Origin of the sequence: Flavobacterium gawalongense, assembly GCF_007097265.1 — a bacterium.
GTDB lineage: Bacteria > Bacteroidota > Bacteroidia > Flavobacteriales > Flavobacteriaceae > Flavobacterium > Flavobacterium gawalongense.
The window spans coordinates 1-21,221 of record NZ_VJZP01000019.1; the positions used below are offsets into that span (position 1 = coordinate 1).

The window sequence follows — 21,221 nt, forward strand, 5'->3', positions numbered from 1 at the left end:
AAATTTAACCTTTACTATTTGTGTCCATACGATAGGTTTTATATTAGTTTTGAAAAAACGTCAATGGTAGTGTTTTTGGCTTGAAGAAATAGGTTTTGGAAATAGATATTAATAAGCCAAAAATGTATCGAGAAGTTTTGGTTGCTCAACGGTTCTCGATACAATTTTTAAAGCGGAATATTTAGTTTAATAAAAAAAATATTTGAATAGCTTTAAAAATCATTCGAACTGACGGACGAAAAATATAATTATCATTAAAAAGAAATAATGCATGGCAATACAATGGAAAATAAAGCCCTTTGATGCGCTTTCAGTTCATGAACTATATGATTTGCTCAAACTAAGAAGCGAGATCTTTGTAGTGGAGCAAAACTGTGTTTATCTGGATCTTGACGGCAAGGATAAAGTGGCGTTGCATCTCTTTGGCGAGTTTGAGGGAAAAATAGTGGCTCACGCTCGGCTTTTTAAGGCGGGAATCAGTTTTGATAATGCGTCTATTGGTCGTGTTGTTGTCGATTCAAATTACCGAGATAAAAAATGGGGGCATGATTTAATGAGAGAAGCTATTGCGGGAATTCAGCTTTATTTTGGCGAAAGCCAAATTACTATTGGCGCCCAATTGTATCTGAAAAAATTCTACGAGAGTCATGGTTTTGTTCAAACCAGCGAAATGTATTTAGAAGATGATATTCCGCATATTGAGATGAAAAGAGAGTAATCCTTAAACCCTTTTTACTACTAAAACCTACAGAATAATTTTTCTTTTTTTATAAATAAGATATGATATTTAAACAAAAAAATAATGGGTTTTAAAATCCCATTATTTTTTTCAATTACAAGGTTTATCGGATAGGACCTAGTTGGTCAATGTTAATTCTATTGCCATTAAATTATATTTTTTAGTAATAGTATCTATTAAAGCTTTTTTCCATTTCCCATTTCTATATATCCAACTGAATTTGTCTTCGTCAACCGGTATCGTTCCAATATTTGGTTCGTAACTAATTCTTTTTGATTCTTTATTCTGCCCTAAATCATTAGATATAAATTCATATTTGTTTTCGTCAATTATTAACCATTCAATAGCAACAAAAATGCCTTCTTCTGGAAAACGAATTTTTAATTTACTGATATCAACTTTAGTCAGATTATTTCCTTTTTTTGCTCTATCAAATATATTTTCATTATAAATATAATTTTTTGGTTCTCCATCTTCTCCAACAGAATATAAACGGATATTAAACAGTGCATTTTTTAAATTACTTTCTGTTAACAATGTTAATATTTTTATAAATGGAGTTTTTTGATATTCTTTTTCAAACGGATAATATCTTGCAACAATCCAAGGACTTGTTCCAGCTCCGAAGTAATATTCAATTGTTGTTCTATTAAAACTTCCTATTTTTTGCTTTTTTAAGATTTTTTTGGATGTTGGTACAATAACTTCCTTTAAATTGTTAATAGTATCTTGACTATAGGTTATTTGCAAACAAAAAATAAGGGTTAGTGACAAGTATAGTTTTTTCATAAATAATCTATTTAAGAAAACTACTGAATAATTTTCATTTGTAAGGTGGTATAAAATTTCAAGTTAATATCTTTATCAATTATTCTTTTTGATTCATTATACCTAGTAAATTCAAAATTTATTAATTCTTGCATAGCATCTAAGTTTGCTAATAATAATTTACCTCTATCTGTTTGTGTAAAATCTAATTTAATGGTTACTTTATTATAAGTCCATTTTGAGTTAAATTCTAAGGGGGATTGCTCATTTCCGATATGACTCCAACGATAATAATTATACGGCTTAGTATTCATAAAGACAATTCGAATCAAATTGTAACTTTTATTATTAAAAGTAAAATAACCAGTATAATATTTATGAGCAGTAAATTTAACAGTTGTAATATCATCAACTTTAGAAATTTCATAATTATAATTATTATTTATATTAAAAAAATCGAAATCAATTACTTGCATACTGTCATGATAAATCAAAAGAGCAAAAGTATGATAATCATCGTTAACTTGTGGTTCAAACCTGGTATAAGGAGATATGTCTATGTGAAAAGAATTGTTAGGGTCGTCATTCAGCATCCAACGAATATTATCTTTACTTAAAACTTTAATATTCAAACTATTTAACATTTTTCTATTTACTAATGTGTCTTTATTGTCTTTTAAGGCAAAATGATTTGTCAAATAATTGATATTTCCTTGTTCATAATTTTCTCTTAAATTATATTTTATTTTTTTTAGTATCGCTATCATTTCCTTCCGGTTAGATTCTTTGCGAACGACAACAACTTCCTTTAAATTGTTAATAGTATCTTGACTATAGTTAATTTGAAAACAAAAAATAAGGATTAATGAGAAGTGTAGTTTTTTCATAAATAATCGATTTAAGAAAACTACTGAATAATTTTCATTTGCAAGGTGGTATAAAATTTCAAGTTAATATCTTTATCAATTATTCTTTTTGATTCATTATATCTAGTAAATTCAAAATTCGTTATATCTTCCATGGCGTCAAGGCTTGCTAATAAAAGTTTACCTTTATTCGTTTCTGTAAAATCTAATTTAATAGTTACTTTATTATAAGTCCATTTTGAATAAAATTCTAAAGGGGATTGTTCATTTCCATAACGCCCCCAATGATAATATTCATACGGTTTAGTATTCATAAACAGAATTCGGATCAAATTGCAATTTTTAGTATTAAAAGTAAAATAACCAGTATGATATTTCGAGGCAGTAAATTTTACCGTTGTTATATCATCATTTTTCAAAATTTCATATTTGTAATTGTTACTCATGTTAAAAAAATCGAAATCAATTACATTTAAACTATAATAGAACATTGATAATGCAAATCGATGATAGTCATCATTTACTTGTGGTTCAAATCTAGCGTAAGGGGAAGTGTCTTTATAAAAAGAATTGCGAGAATCATCATTTAACATCCAACGAATATTATCTTTACTTAAAACTTTAATATTTAAACTATTTAACATTTTTCTATTTACTAATGTGTCTTTATTGTCTTTTATAGTAAAATGATTTGTCAAATAATTGACATTTCCTTGTTCATAATTTTCTCTTAAATTATATTTTATTTTTTTTAGTATCGCTATCATTTCCTTCCTGTTAGATTCTTTGCGAACAACGACAACTTCCTTTAAATTGTTAATAGTATCTTGACTATAATTTATTTGAAAACAAAAAATAAGGATTAGTGATAAGTGTAGTTTTTTCATAATTGATTTTTTAGTTAATTGGGTCGAATTCATTTTTTTAACGGATTAAATTTTAAAAAATCAAGAATAATGCCATTAAATAAAAAAATGTGTAGGACAATTTTATGCATTATACCATTTTACTTTTGAATTTACTGTATCGTTTTTAACCTTAAAGGCACAACAAGAAACAAACAAACAAGCACCTCTTTTATTCCACTAAATTTGACACGAAAATGGTATTAGTGCCTTGTTTTAAAGATAGGATTTCTTGTCTCAAATGCTCATTCTCTTCCTCAAGCCTGCCATTGTATTTCATGATAATATCAAAAACATTTTCAGGCATATTTATGTATTGAATACCTGCCTCATTATTATTAAAATCCCAATTTTTATTTTTCATTGCTAAAGATCTATCTAAATCCTTTATTTCTTCCAAGGGAACATTAAGCACTTTAGCAAATTTATTCCATTCCGCATCAGTTATATTAGATTTTCCTATCTCTTTCTTAGAATAAGTAGTTTGTTCCATAGCTGCCTGTTGCGCCATGTAGACCTGAGAATAGCCTCTTGTTTTTCTCATATTTATTAATTTTTCCTGTTTCATAAAATAAGTATTTTCGTATAAATATATAGGTTTCTTATTTTATGCACTAATGAGCAGTAAAATAAATCCTAAAAATTTCCTAAAAAAACAAAAAAAGATAAGATTATTTGTACGAATTTTAAAATATCAAAAAAACAGTCTCTTATATATTTATTTTTTAGTTTGTGTACAGAACGAATAATAGTGGTAGTATTTGATTGTTGAAAATAATAATCTTTAAAATTTTACATTTATGAAAACACAAATTAAATTCGACGACATTAAAGGAATGTTACGTCGTGAAGAAATGAAAGAAATTATTGGGGGTGCTGCTTATACTACTACCTCCGGAACACCTTATAGTGGCGGAACGGTTTTAGGTACTGGGTATAATAATAGTGCTGATGCTAATACTTTCAATTATGGCGCAGGCGCTAATGGTTCTGCATCTACATCCGGTACTGGCGCTAATACCTATAACAATATGTCAACTACAGGAAGTGGAGGGACAGGAGGCGGAACTGCCACTGCAACACCATACGCCAAACCCTAAATGAAGTGGGTTGATTATTAAAATTAGTGTTAGTTGTGGCTGTAAATTTAAAACCATAACTAACACTTTTTATTAATCCTTTACTATATGACTGTCAAATAATAGAAATAAATTAATAAATAGTTTTTAAAAATGCGTATTATTCAAAGCATGTGGACTGGTAATGAGCCGGACATGTTGCATACTAATTTTGGTTGGTTGTCCCCAGAATACAACCTAATGAGTTGGGCTTTAAGTTGCTTACAACTAAAACAATTTTATCCTGAAGTGGTGTTATATTGCGATAGTGTTTCTGCAAAAATTTTAATTGATGCACTGCAATTGCCTTACAGTGATGTTGTTTGTAATCTTGATGTCTTAAATTCATATAATCCCCAGTTATGGGCTTTGCCTAAAATACATTCTTATTCACAACAAGAAAAACCTTTCTTGCATGTGGATGGAGATGTCTTTGTTTGGGAAAAATTTGATGATAATTTATTACAAAGTAGTTTAATTGCACAAAACGAGGATCAAATATCCGATTTTGAGATAACGATGCGGTCTTTAGAAACTGCATTTACCTATTTTCCTAAAGAAATTATTAAGGAACGGAAAGCTAAAAATCCAATTCGTACATATAATGCAGGCATATATGGCGGGTCCGATATTTCTTTTTTTCAAGAATACTCTCGTAAAGCGTTTGAGTTTGTCGATAAAAACACTCATAATTTTTCTAAAACTAACATTGCAGAATTTAATGTTATTTTTGAACAGTACCTTTTTTATTGTTTAGCAAAAGATAAAGGACAACCGGTTAATGTGCTTTTTTCACAACTTTTTAGAGACAATCAATACAAAGGATTTGGGGATTTTGATAAAGTGCCTTTCGAGAAAAAATACCTTCACTTATTCAGCGATTATAAAAAAAGTGAATTGATGTGTAAACAACTGGCTAATCGATTAAGACAAGATTATCCTATCTATTACTATCGAATTATTGAATTGTTCAGAAAAAATGAAATCCCTTTATTCAAGAATTATTATTTTGATGATTTTTCACAAAAAGATTTAGTTTTAAATTATGCTTCCATAAAAAATAATTATTTAGAAGATAAAATAAAGAAATTTAATTCTACCCCTAAATTGCAAATAAATGAAAACCTTACAATAGATTTTTTAATTGAAGAAAGTGCAAGAAAAGCACTTGATAAAACACAAATAAAGGATGCTTCTCTTTTTTGTAAAAAAATAAATTCGATAGTTAAAAATAAATTTTCTTTGATTTCACATAACCATTTATATGGTAGAGATGTCAATATACATCAATATTTTCAATTTCTATTTGAGGATATTGCAACTATTTATCAGAAAAAAATTATTGCAGAAGATATTTTTGAAATAATAGAAAGTAGCTATGACTGGAGCTACTATTTTGAAAAAAACTACCACAATAGACTAAATGTTAATTCATTGCCAAATAAAGATGTCTCAGTAATTCATTCAATTATAATTCCAGAATGTGATATTGAAGGTTTTTCAATTTCAATAATTGATAATTTAGATTTGATATTATTGGGAATTTTAGAAAAAGAAAAAACAGTACAAGAATTATTAGACGAATTAAAGGTATACTTTGATGAAGATGATTTAAATGAATCTAAAACTGAATTTGAAATGTTACTATTCCGAAAATTAAAAAAAGCAATTCACAATAAATCCATTCGTGTTTTATTATGAAATTTTAAAAGTAAATAATTATAATTGAAAAAATTCCCACACTACAAACAAACCGAAGCGAAAGATTGTGGCCCCACTTGCCTAAAGATAATAGCAAAATATTATGGAAAAATAATAAACACGCAAGAATTACGTGATTATAGCGAAACAACGAGAGCTGGCAGTAATCTGATGTTTCTTAGCGATGCGGCAGAGAGGATAGGTTTTAGAACACTTGGAGTAAAACTAAATCTTGAAAAATTAGAAGAAGTACCATTGCCATGTATTTTACATTGGAATAAAATTCATTATGTAGTACTTTATGAAATAAAAAAAGGTAAACATTATATTTCTGATCCTGCTCTGGGCTTAATCGATTATAACAAAGAGGAATTTCTGAAATTCTGGATAGGAAATAATGCAAGTGAAACTATTGAAGAAGGGATTGCTATGTTGCTGGAGCCTACTCCAAAATTTTTTCAATCTGAATTTGATAAGGAAGACAAAAAACGATTGGGCTTTGGTTTATTATTTCAATATGTTTTACGATATAAATCATTTTTAATTCAGCTAAGTATTGGTTTGACAATTGGTAGCTTGTTACAATTTATCACTCCTTTCCTTATGCAGAGCATTGTAGATGTTGGAATTCAGAATCATAATCTTCATTTTGTTTATCTAATTTTGTTTGCCCAGCTGTCCATTTTTGTAGGGAGTACATTTTTAGAACTCATTAGAAGTTGGATACTATTACATCTTTCTACTCGCATAAGTATCTCGTTGATATCTGATTTTTTTATAAAGCTAATGAATTTGCCTATTTCTTTTTTTGATGTTAGGATGACAGGCGATATTATGCAACGTATCAATGACCATCATCGAATCGAAAGGATCCTTACAACCTCGTCATTGAATGTTTTATTCTCTTTGATTAATATGGTTATAATGGGTAGCGTTTTGGCATATTATAATTTGCAGATATTTGTGGTTTTCTTTATTGGAAGTTTTCTTTATTTTCTTTGGATAGTACTCTTTTTAAAACGAAGAGAAGCCCTTGATTATAAACGATTTTCGGAAGTAAGCCAAGAACAAAGTAAGGTGATTGAACTCATAAACGGTATGCAAGAAATAAAACTGCATAATGCTGAGAAGCAAATGCGTTGGGGGTGGGAATACATTCAGGCACGATTATTTAAAGTGTCTATGAAAGGATTGGTCTTGGAACAAACCCAAGGAACTGGGTCATCGATTATTAATCAATTAAAAAATATTTTTATTGTTTTTCTTTCTGCTAAATTGGTTATCGATGGCGAGATTACATTAGGAATGATGATGGCTATAGGTTCGATTGTGGGAAGTTTAAATGGCCCTATTGGACAATTAATCGGTTTTGCTCACGAATTGCAAGATGCTAAAATATCACTTGCTAGATTATCTGAAATACACGAAAAAGAGGACGAGACACAGCAAGATATACATCAAAGCCATGATTTTCCAATGAATTGTGATATCGTAATTAATGAATTGTCTTTTCGTTACATCGGTTCTGACGTTTCTGTTCTTGAAAACTTAAACCTTACCATCCCAGCCCATAAAGTAACCGCTATTGTAGGCACAAGCGGCAGCGGAAAAACCACTTTAATGAAATTGTTATTGAAGTTTTATGAACCCAATATTGGAGAAATAAATCTCGTTCCAACCCTTAATAATAAAAAAAAATTGAGAACTGACTTGAAAAATATAGCACAGCGTACTTGGCGATCTAACATAGGTGCTGTAATGCAAGAGGGGTTTATTTTTAATGATACAATAGCCAATAATATAGCTATTGGTGTAGATAGTATTGATAAGAAACGTTTGATTTATGCCGCTGATGTGGCAAATATTAAAGAATATATTTCGGGTTTACCTTTGGGATATAATACTAAAATTGGTATGGAAGGCGTTGGAATGAGCACTGGACAAAAACAACGATTACTCATTGCTAGAGCTGTCTATAAAAATCCAGAAATGTTGTTTTTTGATGAAGCAACATCGGCATTAGATGCCAATAATGAAAAAGTTATTATGGAAAAACTAGATGCTTTCTTCAAGAATAAAACGGTTGTTGTTATAGCGCATCGCTTAAGTACGGTAATGAATGCAGACCAAATTGTAGTTCTTGAAAAAGGTAAAATTATAGAAATAGGCAATCATCAAGAATTGGTAAAACAAAAAGGAAGTTATTATGAATTGGTTCGAAACCAGTTACAATTGGGAACTTAAGATTTTAGATTACAGATTAACTTTAGATTTAAGAAGTAAAAAAAGAAACAATGCCTGAAGATAAAGATATAGAATTAAGAAGCGAAGAAGTTCAAGAAATCCTTACTCGTGTCCCCAATTGGATGATTCGTTGGGGTACTATCGTGGTTTCTGGAGTGATTTTAATGATGTTCTTTTCCATGTGGTTTATTAAATACCCCGATATTATTTTAACTCAAATTGTAATTACCACTAATATTCCACCCGAAAAAGTGGTGGCGAAAGTTTCAGGGAAAATTGAAGCAATTTTGGTACAAGACAAATCGATTGTTGAGGAAAATACACCTCTGGCAATCATTCAAAACACAGCCAATTATAAGGATGTGTTTTTATTAAAAGGTCTAATAACAGAATATTCAAAAGATGCAGATTTTGATTTTAAACTATTAGAAAATGCACAATTAGGGGATATAGAAAGTACTTATGCATTGTTTCATTCTACCTATATTGCCAATGAATTAAACGCTAATTTACAACCTTTTCGAGTAGAGGGAAAAGCACAAAATTTAGAAAATATTCAAATTTCGGAGCGTTTAACTATTTTGCAAGAGCAAAAAAGTCTGAATGAAAGTGAATTGCAATTGCAAAAAAATGAGGTAAATCGATATGAAATGTTATTTGATAAAGGAGTAATTTCAGCACAAGATTTTGAGAACAAAAAACTGGGATATCTTCAAGCAGAGAAAAATTACAGGAGTTTGTTGAGTACTATTTCTCAATTAAAATCGAACTTAATTGATAATTCTAAAAACAGTAAAAGCACTAAAATTACCGCAACCAAAGAAGAAGTAAATTTGGAGAGTAATAAAAATCAGGCTTTTTATCAATTGAAAAAAGTAATAAAAGATTGGGAGTTGTCTTATGTGTTACAATCATCAGTTATAGGGAAAGTATCTTTTTTGCAAATATGGACTAAAAATCAAACTATTGTTGCAGGGGATAACGTTTTTTCTGTAATTCCAACTCTAGAAAAAGGATACATTGGAAAACTTAAAGCTTCGGCATTAAATTCTGGAAAAATACTAGTAGGTCAGGATGTAAATATTCGATTAACAAATTTTCCAGATAGTCAATACGGAATGTTGAATGGTAAAATCAAAAATATTTCATTAACACCGGATGCATCAGACAATTTATTGATCGATGTAGCCCTGCCAAAAAAACTAGAAACTTCCTATCATAAAATAGTTCCATTTCAGCAGGAAATGTCTGGAAGTGCTGAAATTGTCACGGAAGATTTGAGATTAATTGAGCGATTATTATATCAGTTCCGTGATATTTTTAGAAGATAGCTATATTTTTAAAATAAGAAATTCGACTCTTCTGTCAAGCGCATCTCCTTTTCCTAAAGGGAATTTATTTCCGCAACCTTTGTAAGTCATTCGTTGCGGACTAATTTTTTTTGATATCAGATATCTGTAGACATTTCGGGCACGATTCAACGAAAGTTTTCTCTCACGAGTAAATTCATCTATTGCATCAGGGTAATAATTGGGCGTACAACATACGTGTCCTCTAATTTCAAATTGTAGGGTTTGATTTTTTTGCAATACCATTACCGTTTTGTCTAATTCTTGCTTGGATTGTTCGGTAAGTTTACTGCTACCCATTACAAATAAGATGTTTTCTAAATAAACACGATCTCCAACTTTATGTTTTTCCTGAAAAGAATTGTAAATACCTTTTCCGAAACTATTTTTTTTAACAATAAACAAATCGACGCGTCTGTTTTTAGACCGGGTTTCAGTTAAATTTTCCTCAATATCTTTTTTCAAAATTACACGTCCCTTACCTTCAATAACGACAATTTTATTTTTGTTGAAACTATTAGAAGTGAGTATGTCTTGAACTGTTTTTACACGGTTAGTTGATAATCTATAATTATAATCATTGTCACCTCTGTCGTCACAATAGCCATAAATTTGGATAGATTCAATCTTTGTAGTGTCTGATCTTTTTACAAAATCAGTGATAGTTTTAATTTGTTGATCATAAAGGGTGTATTTATCAAAATCAAAATAGACAGTTTGTACGGATTTTTCTTGAGCTGAAAGATATCCAAAAAACAATAAGAGTGTTATTTTAAAATATTTATTCATTACAATTTTAAAATGGATTTGTATTCTGTATTATTATTCAAAATGCTAACGGATTTCTTAATTTCAGAATTGTTTTTTATGTAATATTGATATAAACCTTCTTGGTATTGATAGCGTTTAATAATTTCCTCTAAAATTAAATTCTTAATTTCTTTCTGATTCTTATCCAGTAATGTTTCTTCGCTTTTTTGAAGAGTAGCAAGCAATTGTTGGTATTCTGTGATGATGGATTCGTCTATTTTTTCTTTTTTGGCTACAGCCAAAGTGTTTTTCAATGCCAACTCGGTTTCGGTGTCAAAGGAGAATTTTTGTGCTTTTAAAAACTGTTTAAAGTCTAAAAAATCAGCATCAGAAATCGTTGGGATGCTATTCCCTAAATTTGGATTCTTATAATAATAGCTCGTCACATAATTAAAGATTCCATCGTTTTTTACTAACGCATTTGTTATCGGGCTTAATTTTGTTTCGTCAAGTTCAATGTCGGGTTGAATACCTCCACCATCATAAACCGTTCTTCCTTTGCGGGTTTTGAAAGCAGTATAGTTTTTCTCTTCCGTTTTTGTGGCCAACCCATTTTTGTCTTTATGGGCATAATTCAAGGCTTGAATGCATCTGCCCGAAGGCGTGTAATAACGAGAAATAGTTACTTTTAGTTGCGTTCCATACGTTAAATTAACAGGAGTTTGTACCAATCCTTTTCCAAAACTTCGGCTTCCTAATACCACAGCACGATCTAAATCCTGTAAAGCACCCGAAACAATTTCTGAAGCCGAGGCACTTTTTCCGTTTACAATTATGATCAAAGGAATTTCAGTATCAATGGGTTCTCTGGTTGTTTTATAAGTATTGTTAAATTTTTCTATCTTTGATTTTGTGGTTACTATAATTTCATTTTTGGGAACAAAGAGATTGCAAATATTTACCGCTTCGTTCAAAAGTCCTCCGGGATTGCCTCTCAAATCTAAAACAATTCTTTTTGCACCTTCATTTTTTAACTGTTCCAATGCCATTTTAGTTTCTACAGCAGCTTTATTGTTGAAATGCGATAAAACAATATAACCGGTTTCGGCATCTATTTTACCAAAAAAAGGAACCGATTTTATTTCAACTTCATCCCGAACAATTTGGGTGGTATAAGTTTTTCCCTGACGGATGTATTTGATGTCAATTTTAGTATTTTTTGCTCCTTTAAACAACGGTGAAGCATCTTCTCTAAAATCAGACAAAAGAATGTCTCCAACTTGAGTGATTTCATCACCCGCTTTTAGCCCCGCTTTATCTGCCGGGAAATTTTTATATTGTTCTTTAACGATTAATTTGCCGTCTTTTCGGGTTAGTAAAGCACCTATTCCGGTATATTCTCCAGTGTTGTTTATTTTAAAACTCACCACATCCTGTTCGTTAAAATAAACAGTATACGGATCTAAACTGGCTAACATGCCTTTAATGGCTTTATCCATTAAGTCACCAGGATTAGTTTCATCGACATAATTTTTATTCAACTCCTTGAAAAGGGTGGTGAAAATCTCTATTTGCTTGGCTATTTCAAAAAAATCGTCTTTGAAACTGGCACCAACATAAAGAAATACCGATGCGACAATAGGGATTATGAATTTTTTTTTGAAAAAGAATTTCATGGTTTTTTGGACTAAATTTGAGACTACTAAATTAAGAATAAATCACCAATAATAATACCGGGCTAAATGGAAACGCTGATTTGCTTTATTTAGTAAAATTGAAATTATTTATTTTCTAAATTTGAGTCGTTTCCTGACAAATGTTTTTTGCTGTTTTGAGCCAAAAACTTCTCAAACAATTGAATGGTTTTGGTATTGATCTCTTCATAACTCAATCGGTCCTTGCTTTGGTAAAAAAACATAAAAGCATATGGTTGGTCCAGATTATCAATCAATAAATGTTTGTTGAGACGATAGGTTTCACGAAGTACACGTTTGAAATAATTGCGGTCAACGGCTTTCTTAAAGTATTTTTTAGAAACGGAAACACCCATTTTGATTTTTTCTTCCGATGTTTCAGGACTACCCAAAGCACCCGAATAATAAACCAATCGCAAAGGATATTTGGATACTGATTTCCCTTCAGAAAACAATAATCCAATGGTGATTTTACTTTTTAGCTTTTCGTTTTTTGGGTAAGTGAAGTTCATTTTAATAGAAAAAAGACATAGATTTTGACTTGCAAAGTTACGATTAAACGTTGAGCCTGTATATTGTTTGGGATTTAAAATCGGGCTAAAAATATATTTCTTACTTTTGTCGCAAATTTTTAAAGCATGCAAAAACTGATTTCGTATCCCATATCCATAATTTATTATTTATGTTTTGGTCTTACCTTGGTTATTTTTCACCCAATTCAATGGGTTTGCTTCCATGTTTTTGGTTATCAGGCCCATAAAAAAAGTGTTGATTATCTGAATTTTTTCCTATTAAAATGCACAAATCTTTTAGGGACAACCTATAAATTTGAAAATATAGAAAATATTCCTAAAAATGTTCCTCTGATTTTTGTCTCCAATCATCAAAGTATGTACGATATTATTGCTATGATTTGGTTTTTTCGCCGATTTCATTGTAAATTTGTCAGTAAAAAAGAATTAGGAAAAGGAATCCCAAGTGTTTCGTTTAATTTGCGTCATGGCGGTTCCGTACTTATTGATCGAAAAGATCCAAAGCAAGCTATTCCAGCTATTAAGGGATTGTCGGAATATATTGAAAAATACAATCGTTCCGCAGTTATTTTTCCGGAAGGAACGCGAAGTAAGACAGGGAAACCAAAAGAGTTTGCTCAAAGTGGGTTAAAAATTTTATGTAAATATGCGCCATCAGCATATGTGATTCCTGTAAGTATAAACAATTCTTGGAAAATAGTTAAATATGGATTTTTTCCTCTAGGTTTAGGAAATCACCTTACCTTTGTGGTACATAAACCGTTAGCGGTTAAAGAGTATGATTTTAAGGAACTAATGGAAAAAACAGAAACAGCAGTTATTCAAGGAATAAAAATTTAATTTATATATAATGTCAATAAAAAACATTCGATTAGAAGTAATGCAGTTTTTAGAAAAAAACGTAGATAGCTTTGTCGATCAGTATCTAATTCCAGTAGAAAAAATATGGCAACCAACAGATTTTTTGCCTAATTCTCAAAGCGATACTTTTTTTGATGAGGTCAAAGAACTGCGTGAAATTGCAAAAGATTTACCATATGATTTCTGGGTAACTTTAGTAGGGGATACCATTACTGAGGAAGCTTTGCCAACATACGAATCCTGGTTAATGGACGTAGAAGGAATTGATAACGTAGAGAGAAATGGTTGGTCTAAATGGATCAGACAATGGACTGGAGAGGAAAATCGCCACGGTGACTTACTGAACAAGTATTTGTATTTGTCAGGTCGCGTAAACATGCGTGAAATAGAAATGACAACGCAACACCTTATCAACGATGGTTTTGATATTGGAACCGGAAGAGATCCATACAAAAACTTTGTGTATACTAGTTTTCAAGAGTTAGCAACTTATATTTCACACAACAGAGTAGCGCAAATGGCTAAGAAATATGGTGATAACAAATTGTCTAAAATGTGCAAAATGATTGCTGGTGACGAGATGCGTCATCATCATGCGTATAGCGAATTTGTAAACCGTATTTTTCAGGTAGATCCTAGCGAAATGATGCTTGCTTTTCAATATATGATGAAAGCAAAAATCGTTATGCCAGCACATTTCTTAAGAGAATCCGGTGAAAAAATAAGCACTGCTTTCGAACAGTTTTCTGATTCGGCGCAAAGAATTGGCGTTTATACCGCTGCGGATTATGTAGATATTATGCAAAAGTTAATTGACAAATGGGAAGTTGATAAAATTACCGGTTTGACGGATGAAGCAGAGAAAGCACGTGATTATTTGATGAAATTACCAGGAAGAATGGCGAAAATATCTGAAAGATTGGTCATTCCACAAGAGTCACATATTTTCAAATGGGTAGAGCCAGCTAGAATTTAAATTTTTGATTTAAGAATAATGAATGTTGATTTTTGAAGTTAGTCTTTGAAAATCAACATTTTTTTTACCAAATATAACAATGATAAAGACGGATTTAATAAGCAAAACAATTCTTTTTGTAAAAGCAAAACTTGAAAATGCCGAAGGTGGGCATGACTGGTTTCATATCGAAAGAGTGTATAGAAATGCTATTTTGATTTCTAAAAACGAAGCTTGTAATACCACTGTTGTTCAACTTGGGGCTTTGCTTCATGATATTGCCGATAGTAAGTTTCATAATGGCGATGAATCTATTGGGCCTAAAATAGCTCGAGAATTCTTAGAGTCAGAAAATGTTTCCGAAGAAATCATCGTTCATGTTGTCAATATCATTGATAACATTTCTTATAAAGGTGGTAATTTCGAAAAGAAATTCTCTTCAATAGAACTGGATGTTGTTCAGGATGCGGATCGATTAGACGCCATAGGAGCCATTGGAATTGCAAGAACGTTCAATTATGGAGGATTTAAAAGCAGAACGCTCTATGATCCTAAAATAGCGCCAAATACAAGAATGACAAAGGAAGAATACAAGAACAGCGATTCTCCAACCATCAATCATTTTTATGAAAAGTTATTGCTCTTAAAAGATAAAATGAATACTGAAACCGGAAAACAAATTGCAAAGGAAAGACACCGTTATATGGAAGGTTTTATTTCGCAGTTTTATGCGGAATGGGAAGGGGAGAAGTAGTTGGCAGTGTTCAGTGATCAGTGATCAGTTTTTCGACGTCTAAATAGAACTGCTCTACTCAAAAAAAATATTGATTTCAGTCTTGTTTTACAGACAAACGATGACTGATCACTAAATTCTGAACACTGAACACTAAAGTCCTTTCGCTTTCATTTCTATAATTACATCCGAAGCGTTTTTAAAAGTTGGCGCCTGTTCAATAATGCTTCCTACTCTTTTTTTGTTGAGTTTAAAGGTAATGTCGTTTTCTGTTGTAAACAACAATGCGGTTAAAAACGGATTATTCATATAAGGTGCCAATACAATAAAAGCTTCGTCAAGTGTGTGGAAGCTTTCTACTTCTTCCGTTTTATAACGCGCCGTAACGGAAAGACTGAATACGTCATCGTTCAACACTGGACGAACGTAAATATTTTTCAATTCCGTGTCACCAATGGTTTTGGCTAACGTTAATTTAGCATAAGTACCATTTTGGATGCTTTCTTTTACCTTTTCCCAGAAAAGTGCAAATACAGGTTGGTAAGACATAAAGTAAAATTTTAAATGTTGAATTATATTCCGAGACGGGTTTGCAAAATTAAGTTTTGTAAACCAAACATTCCGTCTTTTGAAGAAAGATTATTACAAATGATCTCACATTGGAGTTAAATACAGAAGAGAACCGATGTGGCTCTCTTTTGTTATTATTTTCCTGTAAACACCGCTTTTCTTTTCTCTAGAAATGCCGTTGTTCCCTCTTTAAAATCGTTAGTCCCAAAACATTTTCCAAACGCTTTTATTTCAGTTTCATATCCATTTTTGCCTTCTTTGAAATTGGCATTGATTGCTTTTATAGCTTTGCTGATTGCGTATGGAGAATTTTTTATTATTCTTTGTGCAACACTAGTACAGTAATCTAAAAGTTCCGCTTCAGGTACCACGTGATTTACCAGTCCGGTTCTATAGGCATCTTGTGCGGTTACCATTCCTGCAGTCATGATCATTTCCATAGCTCTTCCTTTTCCTATAAGTTGAGGTAAACGTTGCGTTCCTCCATAACCAGGAATAAGCCCAAGTGAAACTTCAGGCAAACCCATTTTTGCATTTTCGGAAGCAACTCTGAAATGACATGCCATCGCTAATTCTAATCCGCCGCCCAACGCAAAACCATTAATAGCTGCGATAACGGGAGTTTTTAGATTTTCTATATAATCAAATAATTTTTCTTGTCCTTCAGCAGCTAACTGCATTCCTTCTTCAATAGAAAAATTAGCAAATTCAGCAATATCAGCTCCGGCTACAAAAGCTTTTTCGCCACTTCCAGTTAGAACAATAGCACGAATTTCATTGTTTTTCCCCAATGTTTTGAATGCTTTATACAAATCAGTAATGGTAGCTTTATTCAAAGCGTTTAGTTTTGTAGGGCGATTAACGGTAATCGTTGCAATATTATTTTCTGTTGTAATTAAAATAGTTGAGTAATTCATGATTGTGATTTTAGGAGTTAATTATTGGAAGTGAAACCGTGAAAGTAGTTCCTTTTCCAAATTCAGTTTCAAAGGTAATCGTTCCTTTATAATTTTCGATAATGTTTTTTATTATACCAAGGCCAAGACCCATTCCACTACTTTTGGTAGTAAATTTTGGTTCGAATATGCGGCTAATGTCTTTAGGTTGAATTCCAATTCCATTGTCCGCAACAGTAATCAGAACGTTGTTTAATTCTTTTCTTACGGTTACTACTATTGATTTTTCTTCTTGGTTTTCGGGAATGGATTGAATCGCATTTTTAACCAAATTTGTAATAATACGGATGAGTTGGGTTCGGTCTACTTTTGAAATAATTTCGGGTGAATCACTTTGAAAGGTGATATACTCTTCATTGAAAATATCCATTGCCAATTCTACCACTTCAACCACATTCAAGGTCTCGTTTTGTTGTGCTGGCATTGAAGCAAAATTGGAAAAAGCTGATGCAACCGCATTCATCGTGTCAATTTGTTGTATCAAAGTTTCGGAGTAATCCTTCATCTTTTGCTTTATATCAGCATCATTTGGATCAAATTTTCTTTGAAAACTCTGTACCGTCAGTCGCATTGGCGTAAGCGGATTCTTGATTTCATGAGCCACCTGTTTCGCCATTTCGCGCCAGGCTTCTTCTCGCTCACTCTGTGCTAGTTTTATGGCACTTTTTTCCAATTCATCAACCATTCCGTTGTATGCCTTTATCAATAAATTAATTTCTTTGCTATTGGCTTCTAATACAATTTTCTCGTTTTTTTGATACAAGCTGGTTTCACTTAACTTATCGGAAATCGTTTTTAAAGATTTTGTGATGTAGGAGGAAAGAAAATAAGCAACTGCAAAAGCGACAATTAGCATAAAGGAATACACTTGTCCTAATCGGATGAGGAAACTATTTAATTCATTTTCATAAAACCCGTCATTTTCAACATAAGGCAAATTCAAAATACCCAAAGGTTTAAATTTGTCGTCTTTTATCTGGCTGTACAAAGAACGATTTTTAACACCGTTAATGGTTTTGATATCGACGTATTTTTTTTCAATTGAAGAGCGAACTAGTTTCAGAATGTATTTTGGGATTGAAGGGGATACTTTATCAACTGAAAACGATTCTTTAGACGATTTTAGAAGTTGTCCATCTAAGCTGTAAATGTTAATCTCAATATTGTGGATTTGCGCCAGTTCGTGAATTTTATCCTTAAAAATTAAATCTAAATTTCCGGATGTCAACGGATAAGTTGTAGTAGAGAGCACATAATTTATGTGCTGTTTTACGGCATTCTCGTTTCGTTCCAGACGTTCTTGGTGGTATTCTTTGGCTTCATTTTTAAATTGAATAATGGAAATGGACGCCAATAATATCGAAGCCATAATAATCAATACAATCATGGAAAGGAAAATCCTAATCCGTAATGAAAGCATTGTTGTTTTGAGGCTGTTGAACATAATTAAGATTGATTTCTTTCTCTAATTTTTTTATAAAATTTAAACCCGAGCATAATCAAAACGGAGAATAAAATAATCCCGATTACACCATAAATCCAGTTTACGGCATTTTTCAGTATCACTAAAAAAACCACCGAAAAAAGAATAATTGTGGCGCCCTCATTCCATAAACGCATGTAGTTTGTCGTGTATTTTACTTCGTCATTTTGCAATTGCTTGAATATTTGATGGCATTTACCATGATATAAATACAACACAAATACAAAGCCAAGTTTTACATGCATCCAAGGCATTTTTAACCAAGCTTGTCCTAAATCCGTAAACAACAGCATCCAAAAAGCAAATATACTCGCTAATACTGCCGAAGGCCAAGTGATAATATACCACAGGCGATAGGTCATTATTTTGTATTGTTTTTGCAGAATTTCTTTCTCAGGAGATGGTTTTTGCGCGGCTTCAATTTGGTAAACAAATAAGCGTACAATATAAAATAATCCTGCAAACCACGTGATTACAAAGATGAGGTGTAAAGATTTAAGGTAATTATAATAGTCCGTCATTAGTTTGAATCAATTTTGTATTCATTTCTTTTTTTAGAAAATAGCCAGTAAGTATCGTTGATAAAATATCGGCGATTGGGAATGCAATCCATACTCCAAAAATACCTAAAAAATTTGGTAGAATCAGTACTAACGGAATTAGGAAAAATCCTTGCTTACTTAACGTTAAAAGCAATGCTTTTTTTGCCTTTCCCGCCGCTTGAAAATAGGCAGCGCCAATTAATTGAATAGCTATAATTGGCGAAGCTGCAAAAACCCAGCGCAAAGCTTCGGGAGTTTGTGCAATTACTATTGGATCTGTGGTAAAGATGGCTACGATTGATTTGGCAAAAATTAAAATAACTACAAAAATCAGGGTAGCTAAAAAAGCAGCATATTTTATCGAAAGCAGAACACTTTCTTTAACTCTTTCATAATTCTGAGCACCGTAGTTAAAGCCTGCAATAGGCAGAAAACCTTGTGTAATTCCCAGAATTGGAAACAAAGCAAACATCAACATTCGGCTAATAATTCCATAAATGGCTACAGAATGTTCACCACCATACGTATATAAAGTATGATTCAGGATTATGGCTAAAATACTTACCACACCTTGTCTAGAAAAAGTCACAAAACTCAGTTCCGTGATTTCTTTTACGATGGGAATTTTGAATTTAAAATGTCTCGCTTTTAGCTTTAATTCACTTTTAAAAACAAAAAACCATAGCACAAATACAAAACACATGAAATAGGATATTGCTGAAGCCAATGCAGCTCCAAACATCCCCATATTCATGTATTTTATAAAAATAATATCTAATATAATATTTACAAGAGCAGGAATAATCATGGCAATCATAGCAAATTTAGCTTTGCTTTCTGCGCGGATAATATTATTACCCATCATGCAAAGCGCTAAAAAAGGCACCGAAGTGATAATGGGATAGAAAAATTCCTTTGCGGGTTTCATTATTTCACCTTTGGCGCCAAAAAGCAACAGCATTTCATCGCTAAAAAAAATACCTAATAGCACAAAAACAGATGCCAATAGAAAAGTCATCATGATTTGGTTCCCAAAAGTGTGCAATGCTTTTTCTTTGTGATTGGCACCCAAAGCTCTTGAAAGTATAGAGCCTCCGCCCACGCCAATCGCCATTCCTAAAGAAGAAATCAAGAAGGTGATGGGCAAAACTACAGTTACTGCTGCAATGGCTAAGGAACCAATCCATTGTCCTACAAATATAGTGTCGATCACAATATTGACCGACATGAATAAAATCCCAATAGAAGAAGGAACTGCTTGTTTTATCAAGAGTTTTTTGATATCCTGTGTTCCTAATTCATCGGCGGTAACGGCCATTTTAAGCGTTTGCTTTTTCAGAATCAACCTCTTTTTTCATTGAAGACGATGTATTGGACCAATTCGTAATCCAGTTACTCACGGTTTTACACCAATCGTCACTGTCATTTAAACAGGGAATCGCTTTGAAGTTTTCACCGCCGTGTTCTTTAAATTGATGATTGGCTTCCATGGCAATTTCTTCCAAAGTCTCCAAACAATCCGATACGAAAGCAGGCGTAACAACGGCCAGGTTTTTAATTCCTTTTTCCGGCATTTTATTTACTTCCACATCCGTGTAAGGTGTTAGCCATTTGTCTCCAGCCAAACGGGATTGAAAAGTCTGACTGTATTTTCCTTCTGGAATTCCCAATAATTTCACGACTTGTTTTGTGGTTTCGTAACATTGATGACGGTAACAAAATTCATGTGCCGGTGAAGGCGTGTTGCAACAAGAACCGTCAATTTTACAATGTGATTTGGTGATATCCGTCTTGCGAATGTGACGCTCCGGAATTCCGTGATACGAAAATAATAAATGATCGTAATCAAAACCTTCTAGATGTCCTTTGATAGAATCAGCAAGGTTTTTTATATAATCGGGTTTGTTATAAAATGCGGGAACGATAGTAAATTTCATTTCCGGGAAGTGCTTTTTACGCAAATCTTCGGCCAATTCCAGAATGGTAGTGGTAGAAGCCATAGCATGTTGTGGATACAATGGAAGAAGCATCACTTCATTTACCCCTTTATCGTGCAATTCTTGTAATCCTGACAAAAGAGAAGGATTGCCATAACGCATCGCCAAGGAAACTGGAATATCAACTAGTTTTTTTACCTTTTCGTGCATTCTTTTGGAAATAACCACAAGCGGAGAGCCTTCATCCCACCATATTTTTGCGTAAGCAGTAGCTGATTTTTCAGGTCTTTTTCTTAAAATAATCCCGCGAACTAATAATGCTCTTAACAAAAACGGAACGTCAATTACGTATTTGTCCATTAAAAATTCGTCTAAATAGGGTTTAACATCTTTTGGAGTTGGACTTTCTGGAGAACCTAAATTAACTAATAATACACCTTTCATGTTATCTTTTTTTGTTGGTACAAAAGTAAATAAACTTACTTTTTTATAAATTGCGATTAACTATTTTTTATTT

Annotated in this window: 21 protein-coding genes; 8 read left to right on the forward strand and 13 right to left on the reverse strand. The window is 32.0% G+C overall.

Going from position 1 to position 21,221, the window contains the following annotated elements; genetic code table 11:
- Positions 1 to 271: 271 nt before the first annotated feature.
- The gene (locus FNW38_RS10825) at positions 272 to 718 is read left to right on the forward strand and encodes a GNAT family N-acetyltransferase (protein ID WP_143387249.1); all 447 of its coding nucleotides are present in this window, start codon (positions 272 to 274) and stop codon (positions 716 to 718) included.
- A gap of 138 nt (positions 719 to 856) precedes the next feature.
- On the opposite strand, the gene FNW38_RS10830 is transcribed toward FNW38_RS10825, so the two are convergent.
- From FNW38_RS10830 to FNW38_RS10845, 4 genes are all read right to left on the reverse strand, one after another.
- Positions 857 to 1,528: a hypothetical protein gene (locus tag FNW38_RS10830; protein WP_144064850.1), complete on the reverse strand. Its 672-nt coding sequence runs from the start codon at positions 1,526 to 1,528 to the stop codon at positions 857 to 859.
- Between the two features lie 20 nt (positions 1,529 to 1,548).
- A complete protein-coding gene (locus tag FNW38_RS10835) occupies positions 1,549 to 2,394 on the reverse strand; it encodes a hypothetical protein (RefSeq protein ID WP_144064851.1) in 846 nt (281 codons plus the stop codon).
- A gap of 20 nt (positions 2,395 to 2,414) precedes the next feature.
- Complete coding sequence (locus tag FNW38_RS10840; protein ID WP_144064852.1) at positions 2,415 to 3,260, reverse strand: hypothetical protein; 846 nt, start codon at positions 3,258 to 3,260, stop codon at positions 2,415 to 2,417.
- A 190-nt stretch (positions 3,261 to 3,450) separates the two neighbouring features.
- Positions 3,451 to 3,846 (reverse strand): helix-turn-helix transcriptional regulator, encoded by a 396-nt coding sequence (locus FNW38_RS10845; RefSeq protein ID WP_144064853.1) that lies wholly within the window; start codon positions 3,844 to 3,846, stop codon positions 3,451 to 3,453.
- 232 nt (positions 3,847 to 4,078) lie between these two features.
- Here FNW38_RS10845 and FNW38_RS10850 point away from each other — a divergent pair, with 232 nt between their 5' ends.
- The 4 genes from FNW38_RS10850 (at position 4,079) to FNW38_RS10865 (ending at position 9,672) form a co-directional block, all read left to right on the forward strand.
- Complete coding sequence (locus FNW38_RS10850) at positions 4,079 to 4,378, forward strand: hypothetical protein (protein WP_144064854.1); 300 nt, start codon at positions 4,079 to 4,081, stop codon at positions 4,376 to 4,378.
- Between the two features lie 132 nt (positions 4,379 to 4,510).
- Positions 4,511 to 6,097 (forward strand): DUF6734 family protein, encoded by a 1,587-nt coding sequence (locus FNW38_RS10855; protein ID WP_143388036.1) that lies wholly within the window; start codon positions 4,511 to 4,513, stop codon positions 6,095 to 6,097.
- A gap of 24 nt (positions 6,098 to 6,121) precedes the next feature.
- Positions 6,122 to 8,341, forward strand: a complete 2,220-nt coding sequence (locus FNW38_RS10860; RefSeq protein WP_143388035.1) for a peptidase domain-containing ABC transporter — start codon at positions 6,122 to 6,124, stop codon at positions 8,339 to 8,341.
- Between the two features lie 50 nt (positions 8,342 to 8,391).
- Entirely contained in the window at positions 8,392 to 9,672 is a 1,281-nt protein-coding gene (locus FNW38_RS10865) for an HlyD family secretion protein (protein ID WP_144064855.1), read from the forward strand.
- On the opposite strand, the gene FNW38_RS10870 is transcribed toward FNW38_RS10865, so the two are convergent.
- From FNW38_RS10870 to rnpA, 3 genes are all read right to left on the reverse strand, one after another.
- The gene (locus FNW38_RS10870; RefSeq protein ID WP_144064856.1) at positions 9,673 to 10,479 is read right to left on the reverse strand and encodes an OmpA family protein; all 807 of its coding nucleotides are present in this window, start codon (positions 10,477 to 10,479) and stop codon (positions 9,673 to 9,675) included.
- Positions 10,479 to 12,116 (reverse strand): S41 family peptidase, encoded by a 1,638-nt coding sequence (locus FNW38_RS10875; protein ID WP_143388032.1) that lies wholly within the window; start codon positions 12,114 to 12,116, stop codon positions 10,479 to 10,481. The genes FNW38_RS10870 and FNW38_RS10875 overlap by 1 nt, the downstream gene beginning before the upstream one ends.
- A 104-nt stretch (positions 12,117 to 12,220) precedes the next feature.
- Positions 12,221 to 12,646: a ribonuclease P protein component gene (gene rnpA / locus FNW38_RS10880; protein WP_143388031.1), complete on the reverse strand. Its 426-nt coding sequence runs from the start codon at positions 12,644 to 12,646 to the stop codon at positions 12,221 to 12,223.
- Positions 12,647 to 12,772: 126 nt separating this feature from the next.
- Between rnpA and FNW38_RS10885 the strand changes: the two genes are divergently transcribed.
- The 3 genes from FNW38_RS10885 (at position 12,773) to FNW38_RS10895 (ending at position 15,237) form a co-directional block, all read left to right on the forward strand.
- The gene (locus tag FNW38_RS10885; RefSeq protein WP_143388030.1) at positions 12,773 to 13,507 is read left to right on the forward strand and encodes a lysophospholipid acyltransferase family protein; all 735 of its coding nucleotides are present in this window, start codon (positions 12,773 to 12,775) and stop codon (positions 13,505 to 13,507) included.
- Positions 13,508 to 13,517: 10 nt separating this feature from the next.
- The gene (locus FNW38_RS10890; protein ID WP_143388029.1) at positions 13,518 to 14,504 is read left to right on the forward strand and encodes an acyl-ACP desaturase; all 987 of its coding nucleotides are present in this window, start codon (positions 13,518 to 13,520) and stop codon (positions 14,502 to 14,504) included.
- A 79-nt stretch (positions 14,505 to 14,583) separates the two neighbouring features.
- On the forward strand, positions 14,584 to 15,237 hold the full coding sequence (locus FNW38_RS10895) for an HD domain-containing protein (RefSeq protein ID WP_143388028.1): 654 nt from the start codon (positions 14,584 to 14,586) through the stop codon (positions 15,235 to 15,237).
- A 132-nt stretch (positions 15,238 to 15,369) separates the two neighbouring features.
- Here FNW38_RS10895 and FNW38_RS10900 read toward each other — a convergent pair whose 3' ends face one another.
- The 6 genes from FNW38_RS10900 to hemH form a co-directional block, all read right to left on the reverse strand.
- A complete protein-coding gene (locus tag FNW38_RS10900; RefSeq protein ID WP_143388027.1) occupies positions 15,370 to 15,765 on the reverse strand; it encodes a hypothetical protein in 396 nt (131 codons plus the stop codon).
- A 155-nt stretch (positions 15,766 to 15,920) separates the two neighbouring features.
- Entirely contained in the window at positions 15,921 to 16,703 is a 783-nt protein-coding gene (locus FNW38_RS10905) for an enoyl-CoA hydratase/isomerase family protein (protein ID WP_143388026.1), read from the reverse strand.
- 10 nt (positions 16,704 to 16,713) lie between these two features.
- Positions 16,714 to 18,129: an ATP-binding protein gene (locus FNW38_RS10910; RefSeq protein ID WP_143388040.1), complete on the reverse strand. Its 1,416-nt coding sequence runs from the start codon at positions 18,127 to 18,129 to the stop codon at positions 16,714 to 16,716.
- A gap of 59 nt (positions 18,130 to 18,188) precedes the next feature.
- Positions 18,189 to 18,746: a CopD family protein gene (locus tag FNW38_RS10915; RefSeq protein WP_143388025.1), complete on the reverse strand. Its 558-nt coding sequence runs from the start codon at positions 18,744 to 18,746 to the stop codon at positions 18,189 to 18,191.
- Positions 18,730 to 20,085 carry an MATE family efflux transporter gene (locus FNW38_RS10920; RefSeq protein WP_143388024.1) on the reverse strand — a complete coding sequence of 452 codons (1,356 nt, stop codon included), beginning with the start codon at positions 20,083 to 20,085 and terminating at the stop codon, positions 18,730 to 18,732. Before FNW38_RS10920 ends, FNW38_RS10915 begins: the two co-directional genes overlap by 17 nt.
- Position 20,086: 1 nt before the next feature.
- Positions 20,087 to 21,148 (reverse strand): ferrochelatase, encoded by a 1,062-nt coding sequence (hemH, locus tag FNW38_RS10925; RefSeq protein WP_143388023.1) that lies wholly within the window; start codon positions 21,146 to 21,148, stop codon positions 20,087 to 20,089.
- Positions 21,149 to 21,221: the final 73 nt, after the last annotated feature.

Excerpts from the sequence above, each read along its gene's own strand:
- FNW38_RS10825 (WP_143387249.1), top strand. The coding sequence starts at position 272 with ATGGCAATACAATGGAAAATAAAGCCCTTTGATGCGCTTTCAGTTCAT.
- FNW38_RS10830 (WP_144064850.1), bottom strand. The coding sequence starts at position 1,528 with ATGAAAAAACTATACTTGTCACTAACCCTTATTTTTTGTTTGCAAATA.
- FNW38_RS10835 (WP_144064851.1), bottom strand. The coding sequence starts at position 2,394 with ATGAAAAAACTACACTTCTCATTAATCCTTATTTTTTGTTTTCAAATT.
- FNW38_RS10840 (WP_144064852.1), bottom strand. The coding sequence starts at position 3,260 with ATGAAAAAACTACACTTATCACTAATCCTTATTTTTTGTTTTCAAATA.
- FNW38_RS10845 (WP_144064853.1), bottom strand. The coding sequence starts at position 3,846 with ATGAAACAGGAAAAATTAATAAATATGAGAAAAACAAGAGGCTATTCT.
- FNW38_RS10850 (WP_144064854.1), top strand. The coding sequence starts at position 4,079 with ATGAAAACACAAATTAAATTCGACGACATTAAAGGAATGTTACGTCGT.
- FNW38_RS10855 (WP_143388036.1), top strand. The coding sequence starts at position 4,511 with ATGCGTATTATTCAAAGCATGTGGACTGGTAATGAGCCGGACATGTTG.
- FNW38_RS10865 (WP_144064855.1), top strand. The coding sequence starts at position 8,392 with ATGCCTGAAGATAAAGATATAGAATTAAGAAGCGAAGAAGTTCAAGAA.
- FNW38_RS10870 (WP_144064856.1), bottom strand. The coding sequence starts at position 10,479 with ATGAATAAATATTTTAAAATAACACTCTTATTGTTTTTTGGATATCTT.
- FNW38_RS10875 (WP_143388032.1), bottom strand. The coding sequence starts at position 12,116 with ATGAAATTCTTTTTCAAAAAAAAATTCATAATCCCTATTGTCGCATCG.
- rnpA (WP_143388031.1), bottom strand. The coding sequence starts at position 12,646 with ATGAACTTCACTTACCCAAAAAACGAAAAGCTAAAAAGTAAAATCACC.
- FNW38_RS10885 (WP_143388030.1), top strand. The coding sequence starts at position 12,773 with ATGCAAAAACTGATTTCGTATCCCATATCCATAATTTATTATTTATGT.
- FNW38_RS10890 (WP_143388029.1), top strand. The coding sequence starts at position 13,518 with ATGTCAATAAAAAACATTCGATTAGAAGTAATGCAGTTTTTAGAAAAA.
- FNW38_RS10895 (WP_143388028.1), top strand. The coding sequence starts at position 14,584 with ATGATAAAGACGGATTTAATAAGCAAAACAATTCTTTTTGTAAAAGCA.
- FNW38_RS10900 (WP_143388027.1), bottom strand. The coding sequence starts at position 15,765 with ATGTCTTACCAACCTGTATTTGCACTTTTCTGGGAAAAGGTAAAAGAA.
- FNW38_RS10905 (WP_143388026.1), bottom strand. The coding sequence starts at position 16,703 with ATGAATTACTCAACTATTTTAATTACAACAGAAAATAATATTGCAACG.
- FNW38_RS10910 (WP_143388040.1), bottom strand. The coding sequence starts at position 18,129 with ATGATTGTATTGATTATTATGGCTTCGATATTATTGGCGTCCATTTCC.
- FNW38_RS10915 (WP_143388025.1), bottom strand. The coding sequence starts at position 18,746 with ATGACGGACTATTATAATTACCTTAAATCTTTACACCTCATCTTTGTA.
- FNW38_RS10920 (WP_143388024.1), bottom strand. The coding sequence starts at position 20,085 with ATGGCCGTTACCGCCGATGAATTAGGAACACAGGATATCAAAAAACTC.
- hemH (WP_143388023.1), bottom strand. The coding sequence starts at position 21,148 with ATGAAAGGTGTATTATTAGTTAATTTAGGTTCTCCAGAAAGTCCAACT.